At 34.1% G+C, this 18,149-nt stretch carries 17 protein-coding genes; 12 read left to right on the top strand and 5 right to left on the bottom strand.

Annotation, left to right across the window (positions count from 1 at the left end; genetic code table 11):
• The first annotated feature begins 120 nt into the window (after positions 1-120).
• The 12 genes from ABTV69_RS12330 to ABTV69_RS12275 all read left to right on the top strand — a co-directional run bounded on the left by ABTV69_RS12330 (position 121) and on the right by ABTV69_RS12275 (position 11,482).
• Entirely contained in the window at positions 121-1,377 is a 1,257-nt protein-coding gene (locus ABTV69_RS12330) for a voltage-gated chloride channel family protein (RefSeq protein WP_433829154.1), read from the top strand.
• 317 nt (positions 1,378-1,694) lie between these two features.
• On the top strand, positions 1,695-2,702 hold the full coding sequence (locus ABTV69_RS12325; RefSeq protein WP_433829152.1) for a DHH family phosphoesterase: 1,008 nt from the start codon (positions 1,695-1,697) through the stop codon (positions 2,700-2,702).
• Positions 2,703-2,710: 8 nt separating this feature from the next.
• Positions 2,711-3,364, top strand: coding sequence for a gliding motility-associated peptidyl-prolyl isomerase GldI (gene gldI / locus ABTV69_RS12320; protein WP_433829150.1), 654 nt, complete (start codon positions 2,711-2,713; stop codon positions 3,362-3,364).
• A 16-nt stretch (positions 3,365-3,380) separates the two neighbouring features.
• Positions 3,381-4,457, top strand: coding sequence for a peptidylprolyl isomerase (locus ABTV69_RS12315; RefSeq protein WP_433829148.1), 1,077 nt, complete (start codon positions 3,381-3,383; stop codon positions 4,455-4,457).
• A 30-nt stretch (positions 4,458-4,487) separates the two neighbouring features.
• Positions 4,488-5,612 carry a peptidylprolyl isomerase gene (locus ABTV69_RS12310; protein WP_433829146.1) on the top strand — a complete coding sequence of 375 codons (1,125 nt, stop codon included), beginning with the start codon at positions 4,488-4,490 and terminating at the stop codon, positions 5,610-5,612.
• A 219-nt stretch (positions 5,613-5,831) separates the two neighbouring features.
• On the top strand, positions 5,832-6,737 hold the full coding sequence (locus tag ABTV69_RS12305; protein ID WP_433829144.1) for an EamA family transporter: 906 nt from the start codon (positions 5,832-5,834) through the stop codon (positions 6,735-6,737).
• Positions 6,738-6,817: 80 nt separating this feature from the next.
• A complete protein-coding gene (locus ABTV69_RS12300) occupies positions 6,818-7,174 on the top strand; it encodes a DoxX family protein (protein WP_433829142.1) in 357 nt (118 codons plus the stop codon).
• A 26-nt stretch (positions 7,175-7,200) separates the two neighbouring features.
• Positions 7,201-7,908 (top strand): aquaporin Z, encoded by a 708-nt coding sequence (gene aqpZ, locus ABTV69_RS12295; protein ID WP_433829140.1) that lies wholly within the window; start codon positions 7,201-7,203, stop codon positions 7,906-7,908.
• 25 nt (positions 7,909-7,933) lie between these two features.
• The gene (locus ABTV69_RS12290; protein ID WP_433829138.1) at positions 7,934-8,173 is read left to right on the top strand and encodes a GlsB/YeaQ/YmgE family stress response membrane protein; all 240 of its coding nucleotides are present in this window, start codon (positions 7,934-7,936) and stop codon (positions 8,171-8,173) included.
• A gap of 113 nt (positions 8,174-8,286) precedes the next feature.
• Complete coding sequence (locus ABTV69_RS12285; protein ID WP_433829136.1) at positions 8,287-9,114, top strand: sterol desaturase family protein; 828 nt, start codon at positions 8,287-8,289, stop codon at positions 9,112-9,114.
• 121 nt (positions 9,115-9,235) lie between these two features.
• Positions 9,236-9,514, top strand: a complete 279-nt coding sequence (locus tag ABTV69_RS12280; protein ID WP_433829134.1) for a DUF2805 domain-containing protein — start codon at positions 9,236-9,238, stop codon at positions 9,512-9,514.
• Positions 9,515-9,625: 111 nt separating this feature from the next.
• Positions 9,626-11,482: a peptidase M61 gene (locus ABTV69_RS12275; protein WP_433829133.1), complete on the top strand. Its 1,857-nt coding sequence runs from the start codon at positions 9,626-9,628 to the stop codon at positions 11,480-11,482.
• Positions 11,483-11,658: 176 nt separating this feature from the next.
• On the opposite strand, the gene ABTV69_RS12270 is transcribed toward ABTV69_RS12275, so the two are convergent.
• The 5 genes from ABTV69_RS12270 to ABTV69_RS12250 form a co-directional block, all read right to left on the bottom strand.
• Positions 11,659-12,102 carry a hypothetical protein gene (locus ABTV69_RS12270; RefSeq protein WP_433829131.1) on the bottom strand — a complete coding sequence of 148 codons (444 nt, stop codon included), beginning with the start codon at positions 12,100-12,102 and terminating at the stop codon, positions 11,659-11,661.
• A gap of 145 nt (positions 12,103-12,247) precedes the next feature.
• Entirely contained in the window at positions 12,248-14,584 is a 2,337-nt protein-coding gene (locus tag ABTV69_RS12265) for a GH92 family glycosyl hydrolase (protein ID WP_433829129.1), read from the bottom strand.
• A 157-nt stretch (positions 14,585-14,741) separates the two neighbouring features.
• Complete coding sequence (locus ABTV69_RS12260; protein WP_433829127.1) at positions 14,742-15,098, bottom strand: hypothetical protein; 357 nt, start codon at positions 15,096-15,098, stop codon at positions 14,742-14,744.
• A gap of 183 nt (positions 15,099-15,281) precedes the next feature.
• Complete coding sequence (locus tag ABTV69_RS12255; RefSeq protein WP_433829125.1) at positions 15,282-16,460, bottom strand: AIR synthase related protein; 1,179 nt, start codon at positions 16,458-16,460, stop codon at positions 15,282-15,284.
• Positions 16,461-16,613: 153 nt separating this feature from the next.
• Positions 16,614-18,080, bottom strand: a complete 1,467-nt coding sequence (locus ABTV69_RS12250; RefSeq protein WP_433829123.1) for a carboxypeptidase regulatory-like domain-containing protein — start codon at positions 18,078-18,080, stop codon at positions 16,614-16,616.
• Between the last annotated feature and the right edge of the window lie 69 nt (positions 18,081-18,149).

Below are 18,149 nucleotides of genomic sequence, written 5' to 3'. Positions count from 1 at the left end.
TTATTTTTCTTATTGCCACTTCCGATAGCTATCGGGATAAAGAATTAAAAATGATTATTTTTTTCTTTTAATTCGTGAAAATTGGCGAAATTCGTGGCTAAAACTTTTTTTTACCTTTTAATGAATTCCCTAAATCCAAAACAATTACTTCTTGATATTCCGAAATGGATTGTTATTTGTGCTTTGATCGGCATTCTTTCAGGATTGGCTTCAGCATTTTTCTTAGTTTCTTTAGAATGGGTTACGCAATTTCGAATTCAGCATGATTGGATTGTTTGGCTTTTGCCTTTCGGCGGATTTCTGGTTGGATTGAGCTATTATTATTGGGGAGAATCTGTCGCGAAAGGAAACAATCTTTTATTGGAAGAATACGAAAATCCTAAAAAAGTAATTCCGTTTAAAATGGCACCTTTAGTACTTTTAGGAACCTTATTGACGCATCTGTTTGGAGGATCTGCAGGACGAGAAGGAACTGCGGTACAAATGGGAGGCGCAATTGCCGATCAGTTTACCAAACTCTTTAAACTTGATAATTCAGAACGCAAAATTTTAATCATTCTCGGAATCAGTGCTGGTTTTGCTTCTGTTTTCGGAACTCCTTTAGCAGGAGCAATCTTCGCTTTGGAAGTTTTATATTTCAGTAAAATCAATTTTAAAAGCATTTTACTTTCTTTTTTAGTTGCTTATGCTGCGTATTTCACCGTAGAATTTTGGGAAATAAAGCATACGCATTACAGCATTCCAACCATTCCAGCACTTAGTTTAAGTAACGTTTTTTATACCATAATTGTTGGCCTTTTATCTGGATTTGCTGCTTTATTATTTTCTAGAAGCACTCATTTCTGGGGTTCTCTTTTTTCAAAAAATATAAAATATCCACCGCTTCGTCCTGTAATTGGCGGCGTTGTTTTGGCTATTGCAATTGCAGGCTTAGGATTCACCAAATTCTCAGGATTAGGCGTTCCTGTAATTGTCGATTCATTTTCAAATCCGAATCAGTGGTACGACTTTCTGCTTAAAATCTTGTTTACCGGATTTACTTTAGGAGCTGGCTTTAAAGGTGGCGAAGTAACGCCATTATTCTTTGTTGGCGCGACTTTAGGAAGTGCTCTTTCAACTGTAATTCCGATGCCAATCGCCCTTTTAGCAGGAATTGGATTTGTTGCCGTTTTCTCTGGCGCAACCCACACTCCTATCGCCTGCACAATCATGGGCATGGAATTATTCGGAATTGCTCCTGGCGTTTTCATCGCAATCGCTTGTATCATTGCATATTTCTGTTCTGGTTCTATTGGAATTTACAAATCTCAAATTGTGAAAGGTGCTAAACATAAACTGTATCAAAAGTTTCGTAAAGAAGAACTACAAAATCTTTAAGTGAAATTCCACTTTTTAAAATCCCACATTCCAAACTGGGGTAAAAATTCCAATAGTAAAATTTCAAATTCCAATTAAAATATATTTCGTTCCTACGGAACTAGTGAATAAAAAAAATCCGCCAAATCAGCGTTTTCGCGATAGCGAATCCGTTTCATTCGCGTTCAAGTTTTAAGCATTTAAAAATAAAAGAACATTGCATCAAGACTAAGTACTTTAAAAAACTGAACACTGTCACTGAGACTGAGACTGAATACTGAGACTGAGTACTAAAATTATTTTCAGCATTACATTAAAAAAATGTAAATTCGCACACTATGAAAATACAAGATATTCAAGCGATTCAATTGTTACTCGCCACCCCAAAGAAAATCGTCATAATTCCACACAGAGGACCAGATGGCGACGCAATGGGATCAACATTAGGTTTATACCATTTTTTAATAAAAAACAATCATCAGGCAACGGTAATTGCTCCGAATGATTTTCCTAATTTTTTAGCTTGGCTTCCAGGATCTGAAACGGTAAAAATATTCGAAAAAGAAACTGAGGCTTGTACACAAATTTTAGAAGAAGCTGAAATCATTTTTACACTTGATTTTAATGCTTTTCACCGTACAGGCGAAATGATGGAACAAGCTTTAGAAAAACTGAAAGCGACTTTCATTATGATCGATCATCATCAAAAACCTGATGATTATGCTACATACACTTATTCAGACACTTCATACGGATCAACTTGCGAGATGGTTTATAATTTTATCGATTTCTTAAACAAAAGAGAAGATATTGATAAAAACATTGCAACTTGTATTTATACAGGAATTTTAACCGATTCTGGTTCTTTCCGTTTTCCGGGAACGACAGGAAATACACACAGAATTATAGCCGAATTGATTGATTTAGGAGTTGAGAATACTCAGATTCCTGTGCTGCTTTTTGACAATAGTTCTTTCAGCAGATTACAGTTATTAGGACGTGCTTTGCAAAATATGAAGATATTTGAAGATCATAAAACTTCGTATACGACGTTAACACAAGAAGAGCTAGATTCTTTTAATTATGTCAAAGGTGATACAGAAGGAATTGTAAATTACGGCTTAAGTATAAAAGATATTGTTTTTACTGCTATTTTTATCGAAAATAAAGACGAAGGCATTATCAAGATTTCATTCCGTTCGCAAGGAGGTTTTGATGTAAATCAGTTTGCAAGAGATCATTTCAATGGTGGTGGACATAGCAATGCAGCTGGCGGAAGATCTCAAAATTCGATGGAGGAAACGGTTAATAAATTTGAAGATTTAGTAAAAAAACTAAAATTATAGTCCAAATCATGAAGTATCTAAAACTTAGCATTTACACTTTGCTTTTTACCGTTTTGTTAAGCAGCTGTAAGCATCATGAAGAAGCCAGAAGACCTATCTCCAGGACTTCGGGAACATTCATGAAAAAATCGGCGGACAGAAACAAAAAATTAGTGGCAAATGAAGAAGATGTCATTAAGAAAATAATCAAAAGCAATCCGAAAGTAAAATATTACGCTACACCTAAAGGCTATTGGTTTTCTTACGACGAAAAAAACATAAATGAAACTGCAGCTCCAAGAAAAGGTGATATCGCGTACTTTAATATGGAAATAAAAGACATTAAAGGGGCTACTATTTATTCTGAGTCAGACCTTGGTCCGCAAACGTATTATGTAGACAAGCAAGACATTATGATGGGACTTCGTGATGGTATTAAAAGAATGCACAAAAACGAAACCGTTACCTTTCTATTTCCATCACACATCGCTTACGGATACCATGGAGACAACAAAAAAATCGGTCCAAACGAATCTTTGATTGTTACAGTCACGCTTAGAAATTTTGTTCCAGATCCTGCGGCACAAACGGCAAAGCCTGCTGCTCAGCCTTCGGCCGTAACACCAAAACCAGCGGTTACAAAACCTGCTTCACCAGCTAAAAAAGATACATTAACTCCATAAAAAACAACATCTTAAAATGAAAAAGAGTATTTTATTATTACTATTAGCAGTAAGCTCATTTTATTCTTGTAAAGACGACCACGCTAATCTGCCTGATGGTTTATATGCCGATATCGAAACAACCAAAGGCCATATCATTGTAGAACTTGATTACAAAAAAGCACCTATAACAGTAGCTAACTTTGTTACTTTAGCTGAAGGTAAAAACGAGTTTGTAACACACGAACAATTAAAAAAGAAGCCATTTTTTAACGGTCTAAAATTCCACAGAGTAATTGAAAATTTCATGATTCAAAGTGGTGACCCATTAGGAACTGGTTCTGGAGATACTGGGTATAAATTTAAAGATGAATTTTCAGATTTGAAATTTGACAAAGCTGGAGTTTTGGCAATGGCAAATAATGGTCCTGGAACAAACAGTAGTCAATTTTTTATCACTCACGTAGAAACTCCTTGGTTAGATAATCTACATACTATTTTTGGTCATGTTGTAAGTGCAAAAGATCAAGAAGTAGTAAACAAAGTAGTACAAGGCGATAATATCGTTTCTGTAACTATTATCAGAAATGGTGAAGCGGCTAAAAAATTTGATGCTGTAAAAATATTCCACGATTATTTTGCTGACATCGCTAAAGAACAACAGAAAGCGGCAGGAGTTCAAAAAGAAAAAGTAGATTCTTACGCCACTTTAAAACCAAAAGCAATTAAAACGGCTAGCGGTTTAGAATACGTGATTACAGAAAAAGGAAACGGTAAAAAACCGGTTGCCGGAAATCTAATCTATATTAAATATGCTGGTTTTCTAGAAAACGGAACTTTATTTGATACTAGCATTGAAGAAGTAGCAAAAGAATTCGGAAAATTTGATGCTGCGAGAGCACAAGCACAAGCATACAAACCAATTGAATTTAAAGCTGGTAAAAAAGACGGTTTAATTCCTGGTTTTATCGAAGGCGTTGAGCAATTGTCTTATGGCGATAAAGCGATTCTTTTTATCCCATCTCACTTGGCTTATGGAGCAACTGGCGCTGGAGGTGTAATTCCGCCAAACGCAAATATTATTTTTGAAATCGAGATTTCGGACAAACAATAATTAAATTAAAGACCTAAAATTAAAAAAGCAATGAAATTTAAATTTCTATTTCTGTTTTGCTTAGCAATAGTAAATATACAAGCTCAAACTAAAAAACCTGCTGTTAAACCAGCAGCTAAACCTACAACTACAGCGGCGGCGGCGGCAAATCCAGGTGATGGAATATTCGCTACAATTTCTACCACAAAAGGAGATATTATCCTTTCTTTAGAATATGTTAAAGCTCCTGTTACCGTAGCCAATTTTATTACTTTGGCAGAAGGTACAAATCCTAACGTTAAAGCATCTCTTAAAGGAAAACCATTTTATAATGGCTTAAAATTCCATAGAGTTATTAATGATTTCATGATTCAAGGTGGTGATCCCGACGGAAATGGTTCTGGAGGTCCTGGATATTCTTTTAAAGATGAATTTGTAGACGATTTAAGATTTGAAAAAGGCGGTGTTCTAGCAATGGCAAATTCTGGTCCAGCAACAAACGGAAGCCAGTTTTTCATTACACATAAAGATACGCCTTGGTTAAACGGAAAACACACAATTTTTGGTCATGTGGTTTCTGGAATGGATGTCGTAAATAAAATTGTTCAGGATGATGTAATGACAAAAATTGTTATTACACGCAAAGGTGCGGCAGCAAAGAAATTTGATCCTTTAAAAGTTTTAAGCGACGATGTTAAAAAAGAAGCTGCTAAAAAAGAAGAGGCTAAAAAAGTAGTAGCTGCAAAAGCTGCGTATTTTGCAGCAACAAAAGCAAAAGCTACAACTACTGCTTCTGGTTTAAAATATGTTATTACTCAAAAAGGTACAGGTGTTAAAGGAGCCGAAGGTTCTACAATCTATTTCCATTATGCTGGATATTTTGAAGATGGTAACTTATTTGACAGCAGTATGGCTACTGTAACAAAAATATACGGAAAATATGATGCGAATAGAGACGCACAAGGCGGCTATAAAGCTTTTCCTTTCACAGTGGGCAAAAAAGACGGAATGATTCCTGGATTTCTAGAAGCTCTTGATATGATGACTGACGGAGAAAAAGCAATTTTCTTCTTGCCTTCAAATTTAGCTTACGGAGAAAAAGGTGCCGGAGGTGTAATTCCACCAAATGCTACTTTGATTTTCGAAATCGAAACGTACCAAAACCAACCTAAGTAATTAGTACAGAGATTTTTTTAATCTTTATTAATAAAAAGCCATCAGAATTATTTTTGATGGCTTTCTCTTTTTCAGTATTTAATTTCTTTAAAGAATTCATAATTCAAGACTTTAAAATTGAATTTTATTGCCATTAAATTACTATTTTCAACATAGTGCTATAAAATCCTAAACAAAATAGCTTACCTTTGCCGGCTAATTTTTTTAAACAGATAATTTATGACGTCGCAAAATAATGTATTAAAGGGTGTTTTTTTGGTTGCTCTAGGAGCTACTACTTACGGAATGCTAGCTACTTTTGTAAAAATGGCTTATTCTGAAGGATACACAACTGCAGAAGTTACGACATCACAGTTTATATATGGAATTATAGGAATTCTTATAATCAATTTTTTTCAACGCGTAAAAAACAAAAATACAGCAGTAAAAGCTTCTCCGAAAAATATTTTTAATTTAATGCTTGCTGGAACTTCATTAGGAATGACAAGCTTATTCTATTACTTGGCTGTAAAATATATTCCCGTTTCTATAGGAATCGTTTTATTGATGCAAACCGTTTGGATGGGCGTCTTACTTGAAATGATTTTAGAAAAAAAATTGCCTTCAAAACAAAAAGTAATCGCGGTATTCATAGTTCTTTTTGGAACTGTCCTAGCTACAAATCTTATTCATAATGATATTGAACTAGATTGGAGAGGTTTGGTTTGGGGAATGCTGGCAGCAGCTTCTTTTACTACGACAATGTTTACTGCCAATCGTGTTGCTACTGAGATTTCATCAGCACAAAGAAGTCTTTATATGCTTTTGGGTGGAGCTATTATTGTTTTTTCTTTTGCCTTTGCAACACAAGTGACCGCTTTCAATTTTGAAATTTTCTTAAAATGGGGAATTGTCTTGTCATTGTTTGGAACTATAATTCCGCCACTTTTAATGACTGCAGGTTTTCCATTGACAGGAATCGGACTAGGAAGTATTGTTTCTGCACTTGAACTGCCTGTTTCTGTTACAATGGCCTACGTTTTATTAAATGAAAAAGTAATCCTTTCTCAATGGATTGGTATTGTTCTTATTATACTTGCCATCATTATTATGAATGTAAATTTCAAATCCAAAAAACAAGGTTAAATAAACAGTACAAAAAAATAAGATCTGTAATGCAATAATTGTTAATTTTTTTATAATTTCGTGATAAACAACTAAATATCATGATTTTACCTTGGCATCTATATTTAATGGCTTCTTTATATATTCTTGCTGGGATAAATCATTTTAGAAAACCTGGAATGTACATCAAAATCATTCCACCCGCATTTAAAAACCCCAAATTAATAAATATTTTAAGTGGTGCCGCAGAAATCATTTTGGGCACCTTATTAATCCTGCCTTTTACTACACATTTTGCTGCTTGGGGAATAATATTGCTGTTAATCGCCGTTTTTCCTGCCAATTTGTATATGTATCAAAATAAAAAAGCAGGTTTTGGTTTACCATCATGGATTTTATTTGTACGTTTGCCCTTACAAATCGTTTTGATTTATTGGGCTTACCAATATACATTCTAAACATTAACCATTTAAATTATTTTATTATGAAAAAATTATTTGCAGAGTTTTTTGGAACTTATTGGCTTGTTTTTGGAGGGTGCGGAAGTGCGATATTTGCTGCAGGAATTCCAAATTTAGGAATCGGATTTGCAGGTGTTGCTTTAGCTTTTGGTTTAACAGTACTTACAATGGCATACGCTGTTGGCCATATTTCTGGTGGTCATTTTAATCCAGCTGTTTCTTTTGGTCTATGGGCTGGCGGAAGATTTTCTGGTAAAGAGCTTGTTCCGTACATCATTTCACAATGCGTAGGAGCCGCCGCAGCCGCAGGAACCTTATACACAATAGCTTCTGGAAAGGCTGGCTTCGCAATTGACAATACAAAAGCGGGAGCATTTGCATCTAATGGTTTTGGAGCATTTTCTCCTGATGGTTATTCTTTACAAGCTTGTTTCATCGCAGAATTTGTACTTACATTATTCTTTATACTAATCATTTTAGGCGCAACAGACAAATTATCAAATACGCCTTTCTGCGGAATTGCAATTGGTTTGGGATTAACTTTAATCCACCTAATTAGTATTCCAATTACAAATACGTCTGTAAACCCAGCAAGATCTTTATCACAAGCTATTTTTGTTGGCGGGGAACCATTGTCTCAAGTTTGGCTATTTTGGGTCGCTCCTATTCTTGGCGCTTTGGCTGCTGGTTTTCTTTATAAAACATTATTGCAAAATCACGAAGAAGCCTAAAATAATCATACACTAGATAAAAAATATGGATTTTTTATATTTTTTACTTATTGGTGCTATTTCTGGTTGGTTAGCAGGTCAAATCTGGAAAGGTCGCGGTTTTGGAATAATAGGCAATATTGTAGTTGGTATTGTCGGAGGATTTATCGGAGGATGGATTGCTGGCAAACTCGGTATTGGTGGTGGCGGACTTCTTTGGCAAATTCTAATTGCTGTTGGAGGCGCTTGGGTTTTATTATTTATAATAAGCTTTATCAAAAAATAATATCTTAAATAATACTTTCTAAAGAGAAAATCAGATATATTTATATTTGGTTTTCTCTTTTTCTTTGAGTAAAATCGAAAGAAAGCTTTAATTAATTCAAATATTTGTGTACCATGAATGACATTATTAATTATTTTTCTACGATTCCTTCTTCACACAGAAGTTTAATTTTGGTTGGCGGTATTACTATTTTCTGGCTTATCGAAAACAGTTTTCCGCTCTTTAAAATGCAGTACAAAAAATGGCCGCATGCAGGAATAAATTTCTTTCTTACATTTACCACCATCGTCGTCAACTTTATTTTGGCATTTATTTTAATACGCACTGCTGCTTGGACAATCGATCATAATTTCGGAATTCTGCAGTGGCTTCCTCAAATGCCAATCTGGCTTTATACATTGCTTGGTTTGTTGCTTTTGGATTTAATTGGAGCATATTTAGCACATTTAGTAGAACATAAAGTAAAAATACTATGGCAGTTTCATTTGGTTCATCATACCGATACTTGGATCGATACTACAACTGCAAATAGACATCATCCTGGAGAAAGTGTTGTTCGCTTTATTTTTACCACTTTGGGCGTTTTAATTGTGGGAACTCCAATGTGGATGGTTTTTCTCTATCAATCCTTATCTGTTATTGCTTCACAATTTAATCACGCCAATATTTCGCTTCCAGAAAAGTTAGATGTTTTCTTAAGTTATTTTATCGTTTCACCAAATATGCATAAAGTACACCATCATTACGTTTTGCCTTACACCGATAGCAATTATGGAAATATTTTTTCTGTTTGGGACCGGCTTTTTGGAACCTTTACCTATTTACCTAAAGATCAGCTTAAATATGGTGTAGACACTCATATGCAGCCTGAGGAAAACAATCAATTAAAGAATCTGCTAAAAATTCCATTTCAAAAATCAAGATCCTTCAAAAACAGTTAAAATCATTAAAAAAAGTGAACTTTACTGAACCAACTTATTATTTTTTTTTTTAATATTGATACAGAAATTGAAAATCAATCTATTAATAATTAACACCCTATTTTGAATTAATTTTCACGAGATGAAAAAGAGTAGCCGCAAAGAATTAACTCCGGAACAAACCGAAAGACTTGTTTCGTTAGCTTTAGAAGAAAGAAATCCATTTGAAATTATAAAGAAAGAATTTGGATTGGCAGAAAAAGAAGTCCTGGACATCATGAAACAGAAAATGCCTCTTGAAAAATTTGAGATGTGGAAAAAGAAGGCAATCGCAAATAAGCCCAAACCCAAACCTGTAAAAATAGATGATTTTGACGAAGATTTGGATGGAAAATATTATATCAAGAATAAATTAGACTAACATAAAGCTCCTGTTTTTCAGGAGTTTTTTTTTTATTTTTAAATTTAATGTTATTTTTCAGTAACTTTTCATCACTTTTTGTGTCAAATACAATTAACTAAACATATAGAAATGAAAAAAATACTTTACACCTTAGCTCTAGCGGTAACTTTTTGGAGCTGTAAAACAGGAAGCACTGGTGCCGCAAAAAGCAATATAGTTGAAGTTAATATCAATTTAACCGATGTTAAAGACGATAAAGTTTTGGTAACCGTCACTCCACCAGCAATAAAAACTGACGAAATTGTTTACAGTATTCCGAAAACTGTTCCAGGTACCTACTCGACAGATAATTACGGAAAATTTTCAGAAGACTTCAAAGCATTTGATGCTAAAGGCAATCTTCTTACGGTAAAAAGATTAGACGACAACTCTTGGTCTATTTCAAACGCAAAAGCATTAAAAAAAATCACTTATCTAGTAAACGACACTTTTGATACCGAAAAAGGAACTGGATTTGGAAATGATGATGTTTTTTCTCCAGCAGGAACTAACATAGATGCCGGAAAAAATTTCATGGTTAACACTCATGGTTTTGTAGGATACTTTAAAGATAAATTAGATGTTCCGTACAAAGTTACTGTGACACACCCAGAAACACTATGGGGAGCTACTTCTATGACAGATCAAGATGCTAGCACTACTTCTGATGTGTTTACAACTTCTCGTTATGCTATTTTGGTGGAAAATCCAATTATGTATTCTAAACCGGATTACACTACTTTTAATGTAAACGGAATGGATATTTTAATTGCAGTCTACTCGCCTACTGGAAAATATACTGCTGAAAGCATTACGCCAGAAATGAAAACCATGATGACCGCACAGAAAAACTTTCTAGGAAAAGTAAATTCTACGAAAAAATATACCGTGTTATTATATCTTTCAAGTATGGCAAAAGATGATGCTCACGGTTTTGGAGCATTAGAACATCCTACTGCTACGACTGTAGTTTTACCAGAATCTATGCCGAAAGAAAAATTAGTGGAATCTATGAAAGATGTAGTTTCTCACGAATTCTTCCACATTGTAACTCCTTTGACTATTCACTCAAAAGAAATTCAATTTTTTGATTACAATGCACCACAAATGTCTCAGCATTTATGGATGTATGAAGGTGTAACCGAATATTTTGCTAATCTTTTCCAAATCAACCAAGGTTTGATTGATGAAGCAGAATTTTACACTCGTATTGCTGATAAAATTGAGCAATCGAAGCAATTAAATGACACGATGTCGTTTACGGTAATGAGTAAAAATGTTTTAGAACAGCCTTATAAAGACCAATACTTAAACGTATACCAAAAAGGAGCTTTGATTGGGATGTGCATCGATATTATCATTAGAGAGAAAAGCAATGGAGAAAGAGGAATTCTCGATCTAATGCATAAATTATCTGATGAATATGGCATTGAAAAACCTTTCAATGACGAAGAGTTATTCGCAAAAATCACTTCGCTAACTTATCCAGAAGTTGGTGACTTTTTAAACAAATATGTTGCAGGAACTACTCCAATCCCTTATGATTTCTACTTAGCGAAGGTGGGTGTTACAAAAGCAATGGAAAAAAAATCAGGAAATCCATTTATTAAAGGGCAAATTCCAAACATTAGCATTGATAAAGCAACAAAAGAAATCGCGGTTCGCCCTGAGTCAGAATCTATATCATTCTATAAAAACCTGAATTTAAAAGGTGGAGATAAAATTTTAGCTGTAAACAATAAATCATACAATTTGGATAACATTTATGATTTGATTACAGAAAGTGAAAACTGGAAAGACAACGATCCAATTACGCTTAAAATTAAACGTGGCACTAAAGAAGAGACAATAAAAGGAACTGTGAAATTACCATTTGAAGAATCTGAAACTTTTAAAGCAACTGACGCCTCAAAAGAGAAACTAAAAAATGCATGGTTAAAGGGATAATTTCTTTTCAAGACAATAAAAAAACCGTCTCGTTTTATTAACGAGACGGTTTTTTTATACATTTTTGTCAGACTGAGCAAAGTCGAAGTCTAACGCTGTGATTCAGTTTGCGTGGCTTCGACTTCGCTCAGCCTGACAATGCTAGATTCAACTTCTTTCCTCTTTATTCTTTCTTCTTATTTCTTCACAGGAAATTTCCAATCAAACTCATCTTTGCTATTAATGATAGCTCCGATTTCAAACTTTACCACCTCATCAAATTCTGTTTGAAGGATAAACCAATTGTCTTCATTAAAGTAATTTTCGAAAGTATCAAAAGTTTCTTGATTGTATTTTGTGATTCCTTTTGTTGCCAAATCTTTCTTTACATCAGCAATTTTTCTTCCGATTAATTTGAATCCGAAAACCTCTAGATCAGTGCTTGAAGCTACAATATATCCTAATTTCAAATCTTCTTCTTCGTAAAAAGTCAATCTGATTTTGTGTGCATTGTAAACAAAAATCACATTATCATCTTCATCTTTATAGTTTTTATCAGGTTTTCCTAAAGCAGCCGTGACATCATTCTGCTTCATTCCGAAAAGTAGTTTATCAATTCCTGATTTTAGATTTATTTTCATGTTTCGTTTTTATTTGAAGTGCAAATTTCGTGAAGTTTTTTGTTGTTTCGCCACGAATTGCACAAATTTTATCGAATTTAAATTATATTCATCTGACCCAAAAACCTAACAGGTTTTCAAAACCTGTTAGGTCTACTATTGGACATTAATTTTTAAAATTCTTTTTATTCGGTTTACTACTCATATAAAAAGTAATTTTCCCACCATTCATAACATCTTCATGTTTTAAGAAAGGTGTAGAAAGTTCTTTTCCGTTTAAAATCACTTTTGAAACAAACACATTTTTATCCGACTGATTCACTGTTGCGACTTCAAAAGTTTTTCCGTTTTCTAAATTCAAAACCGCGTTTTTCAATAACGGACTTCCTAAAGCATATTCGTCAGAACCTGGAGCAACTGGATAAAATCCTAAACTACTGAAAATGTACCAAGCACTCATTTGTCCGAAATCGTCATTTCCGCCTAAACCGTCAGCGCCATTTCTGTACATTTTCTTCAAAATCATTCTAATTTTATCTTGTGATTTCCAAGGCGAATCTGTCCAATTGTACAAATAAACTACATGATGAGAAGGCTCGTTTCCGTGAACATAGTTTCCGATAATTCCATCTCTGGTGATATCTTCTGTGTTTTCAAAATATTTATCTGGAAGATGCATATTGAACAAAGAATCTAAACGGACTTTAAATTTCTCGTTTCCGCCCATCAATTGAATCATATCAACAGGATCTTGCGGAACATACAAACTGTAATTCCAAGAATTTCCTTCAATAAATCCTTGTCCGTGCGTATCCAACGGATCAAATTCTTTTTTGAATGTTCCGTCATTCAACTTCGGACGCATGAAACCTGTTTTCTCATCAAATACATTTTTATAATTTTTCGATCTATTGATGAATTCATTATAAATATCTGTTTTTCCAAGTTTCTTAGCCGCTTGTGCAATTGCCCAATCATCGTAAGCATACTCTAAAGTTTTAGAAACCGAAGCTCCATTTTTATCTTCCGGAACATATCCTTTACTCATGTAAAATTCTAAACCATCATAATAAGGCACTTTTGCAGTATTTACACAAACTTGAAGTGCTTTTTCGGCATCAAAACTAATATTGCCTTTTACAATAGCATCTGCCACAACAGAAACCGAATGATAGCCAATCATACACCAATTTTCATTTGCATAATGCGACCAAATTGGAAGCATTTTATGAACACTTTGATCAGAATGTGCCAACATTGAACTTACCATATCGGCGTTTCTTTTTGGTTGCACAATATTAAATAATGGATGCAAAGCACGATACGTATCCCAAAGCGAATAACTGGTATAATTGGTAAAATTTTCTGCTTTATGAACGTTCATATCAAGTCCTTTATAATTTTTATCTAAGTCCATATATTCTGTAGGACCGAGAAAAGCATGGTACATAGCCGTATAAAAATTAACTAGATCTTCTTTTTGAATCGTTTCAACTTGAATTTTATTCAATTCTTTGTTCCAAACTTCTTGGCTTTGCTTTTTTACTTTTTCAAAATCCCAGCCTGGAACTTCTTTTTTCATATTTTCTAATGCGCCTGCAGAACTCACAGGAGACAAAGCCATTTTTATTTTTATTTTTTCTCCTTCATTCGTATCAAAATCAAAAAACAATTTTAGATTTTGTCCTGCCATTTCTGGAAAGTTTTTCGTTTGGTCGAATCTTCCCCAAAAACCTCTATAAACACTCTTTTCTTGAGCCGCTTGTCCGTAACTTTTAATTGGTTTATTGAAAGACATCGCAAAATAAACGGTTCTGGTTCTTGCCCATCCGTTTGTTTGGCGATATCCAGTTATCAAAGTATCGTTTTCTACACGAACAAATGTCCAAACATTCTTTTTATCGTAATTGTAAATTCCTGAAGTTAAGTCTAAAATTATATGCGCTTGATCCGATTTTGGAAAAGTATATTGATGCATTCCTACGCGTGTGGTTGCCGTCAATTCTGCTTTAATCTTATGATCTTCCAAAAAAACGCTGTAATAAGCTGGTTCTGCTTTTTCTGTCGAATGCGAAAATGCCGATCTATAACCTGACAAAGGTTTTGATGCGACACCTGGATTCAATTGCAATTTTCCGGTTGTGGGCATAATTAAGAAATCGCCTAAATCTGAGTGTCCCGTTCCGCTGAAATGAGTATGACTGAATCCTACAATCGTTTTGTCTTCGTATTGATAACCGGCACAGTATTTATAAACTTCTCCGTTATATTTTCCGTTTAGACTGTAAGCAATAGTATCGGTTTCTGGACTTAATTGTACGCTTCCAAAAGGAACTGTTGCACCTGGATAGGTGTGTCCCATTTTGGCTGTTCCAATCATTGGATCGACGTATTGGATAAGATTTCGGTTTCCTTCCACTTTTTTTTGTCCATTCATTGTAGTGGAAAAAAGCATTAAAACCGATATACTAAAAAGCAAATTGCTAAATTTTGTCTTAGTCATTTTATAGTTTTTCGTTGAAATATATTCTGTTATTTTAATGCAGAAAAATACAACAAAATCTATTTTAAAAAAACATAATGGAGAATTGATATTTTAAATTCCAAAACTTTGCATAAATACTTGAAACATGAAACTTGAAACAAAATAAACCAAAAGCCTACTCGTTCATTTCATCGTAACGTTCTGGAACCTGCGGGTCGTAAAGCGGACATTTGAATTCTTCCATAACATCAACTAATTTGTTCATGGTTTTTCCTTCTGTTCCGTAGCAGTCAATTTTTACGCTTTGAGGTGTGGTAATAACTTGGAATGCGCCTTTTCCTTTTGGATTTTTCCAGCTGTTTTCATCCACTCTTTCCCATTCCGAAAAGACCGAATTAATTCTGTTCACGATTACTTCTACTTGAAGCGCAGCCAGACCTTCAACTTCTTGTTTTTCTACAAGAGCTTCATAAACTTCCTGATTGTTCAGGTAAATTTCATCTAGATATCTCCAAAAAAGTAATTCGTACATACTCTGTGTGTATTTTTTAAACCATATAAGTTATATAAGAAAATATAAATTCTTTCTAAATGAAAATAAAAGACAGCCAAATCAAAATAGGGCTTCTCCCGAAGCTTCGGGACGCTCAGTCTGACAAAATCTGATCTGTCAAATTAAAATGAACTTATATAACTTATATGGTTTAAATATTTTTTAATAATTAAATGTCCCGTATTCGCTTGTAATAGTCAGTTTTTTAGCATCTGAAGCTTCTACTCTACCTACAATTTGCGCATCAACATTGAATGATTTTGAAATTTCGATAATATCTTGTGCGATACTTTCTGGAACATAAAGCTCCATTCTGTGACCGCAATTGAAAACTTGATACATTTCTTTCCAATCTGTTTTTGATTGTTCTTGAATTAATTTGAACAATGGCGGTACTGGAAATAAATTGTCTTTTATAACGTGTAAATCTTTTACGAAATGCAAAATCTTAGTTTGCGCTCCACCACTGCAGTGCACCATTCCGTGAATATCTTCTGGAGTATATTTATCTAAAATTTTCTTGATAATTGGCGCGTAAGTTCTTGTTGGAGAAAGCACTAATTGTCCAGCATTGATTGGGCTATTTTCAACTTCATCAGTCAAATTTACTTGTCCTGAATAGATTAATTCTTCTGGAACTGCTGCATCGTAGCTTTCTGGGTATTTTTTAGCCAAATATTTTCCGAAAACATCGTGACGAGCAGAAGTTAATCCGTTACTTCCCATTCCGCCGTTATAGCTTTTCTCATAAGTTGCTTGTCCGAACGAAGCCAAACCAACAATTACGTCTCCAGCTTTGATGTTTGCATTATCTACAACATCGCTACGTTTCATACGTGCAGTTACTGTAGAATCTACAATGATTGTACGGACTACATCTCCAACATCGGCAGTTTCCCCTCCTGTTGAATGAATGGTAACTCCAAAAGATTTTAATTCGTTGATTAATTCTTCTGTTCCATTGATAATGGCAGAAATTACTTCAGCTGGAATCAAGTTTTTATTTCTTCCAATTGTTGAAGAAAGCAAAATATTGTCTGTTGCACCCACACACAATAAATCGTCAATATTCATGATTAACGCATCTTGAGCGATTCCTTTCCAAACCGAAAGATCTCCAGTTTCTTTCCAATACATATACGCCAAAGACGACTTTGTACCCGCTCCGTCAGCATGCATAATAAGGCAGTGATCATTGTCTTGAGTTAAATAATCAGGAACGATTTTGCAGAAGGCCTGCGGAAATAAACCTTTGTCAATATTTTTTATAGCGTTATGTACGTCTTCTTTGGATGCCGAAACACCTCTTTGTGCATATCTTTTGCTAGAATCTGAACTCATGAAAATTAGTTTGTGTTGATGTGCTGCAAAGATAATCCCTTTTTTTAATTCTTTGCCTTATTCGATTATTTGATTGCTAAAAAAATCGGCAGAAGTATATATTCTGCCGATCTCCTGAAATAAAATTGGTTATGAAGCTTTGGCTTACTACTTTTATTTCCAATCAGGCATTGTGGTACCTGAGAACAATAATGTTCTAATATTTTCATTGGTATTTTTCACTAATGCTTTATAAATCTTTTTTTCTGATATACCATCATTAGAAGTATTTACAAAAATTACTTCCGCTTCATTTGGAGAATATCGCACATCTAAATCATTTGTTCCTACAGTTTTATCGAGTAAAATTTGTGCTGAAGTTCCTGTAGCGAAACTATATTCAAAGATTCTTGAATCCAACTGACGATAGTTTGCACTTTCGTACCCTGTAATATCCCAGGAATAAACTAATTTTTGCCCTGTGACCGAAAAATTCAACCCGCTAAAAGCGCCCGCTTGACCCGAAATGACATTTGCAATTATAGTCCCCGACATATTGATAACATAAATTTCAACATTATAACCATTTGCATCATTTACTTTAATTACAATTTTTGATTCGTCAGCACTCCAATCACATTCTGAAATAAACTTGCCGTTTGGCGTTTGAAATACTTTTGACAAACCACTTCCATCATTATTAATTTTATAGAGCTTATCAAAATTTGGATAAATTAAGGCACTTCCTGAAGTATTCCATGAATATCCTACATAATCTGAATTAAATCCAGCGACAGAAACCGAATTAGTGATTTTTTTAACGCCAGTACCATCAAAATTCATCATGTAAATATCATTTTTAGAACCATTTGTTGCTATAAAAGCAATCCTTTTAACTTGATTATTTCGTCTAGGACGCCACGAATTTTTATCGGAACTTGTTAATTGATACTGTTTTCCTGCATCATCTGCCGTAAAAATCACATTATTACCGTTAACTTCTTTGACAAACAAATATCTTGATGTTGGGAAAGTTACTGTTGAAAATGCACTAATGGCACTTAAAATAGGAGTATTGACTCCGTCATTAACTTCAACCTGCCAATAATATTTTGCGCCATAAATAAGATTTGTAAGCGAAAGCTTTTTTTCCTTTATGGCTTCAAATGTTTTTACTTCAGAATTACTATCATTTCTAAGGGTAACCTTAAAAGTCAGCTCATCGTCATCCGGATCTGTTACCGTCCAAGTTAAATCTAACGAAACAGGCTGATTTGTACTATTATCTGTTGGACTAACCAACACAGGGACTGTTGGAGGTTTATTATCTGTTGTTACTTTTTTGAGTTCAAAGACTACTTCAGAAGTTCCATTAGCATTAACCGTCACGGCTTCAAATTTAGAAACGTATCCTTCTTTTTGAGCTTGAAAAGAGTATTCCCCAACTTTTATATTAGAAATTATAAATTTTCCTTCGGCATCTGTAAACACGGTACTTGTCGTAGGACTTGAAAGTATCTTCACATTTTCCATGGGCTCAAAAGTATCTGCAAAAACAACTTTTCCTGTAACAGTGCCATACTCTGCTTGTTCTCCTATTTTCTCTTCGCTGCATGAAACTAAAAATAATAAAAAAAGCACACTGTAAATTTTATCTAAACACCTCATTATCAATTCTATTTTAATTTTAAACTTCAATCTATAAATTTC

Origin of the sequence: Flavobacterium anhuiense (assembly GCF_050990855.1) — a bacterium.
GTDB classification, from domain to species: domain Bacteria; phylum Bacteroidota; class Bacteroidia; order Flavobacteriales; family Flavobacteriaceae; genus Flavobacterium; species Flavobacterium anhuiense_C.
This window is presented reverse-complemented; position numbering and strand designations above follow the sequence as displayed.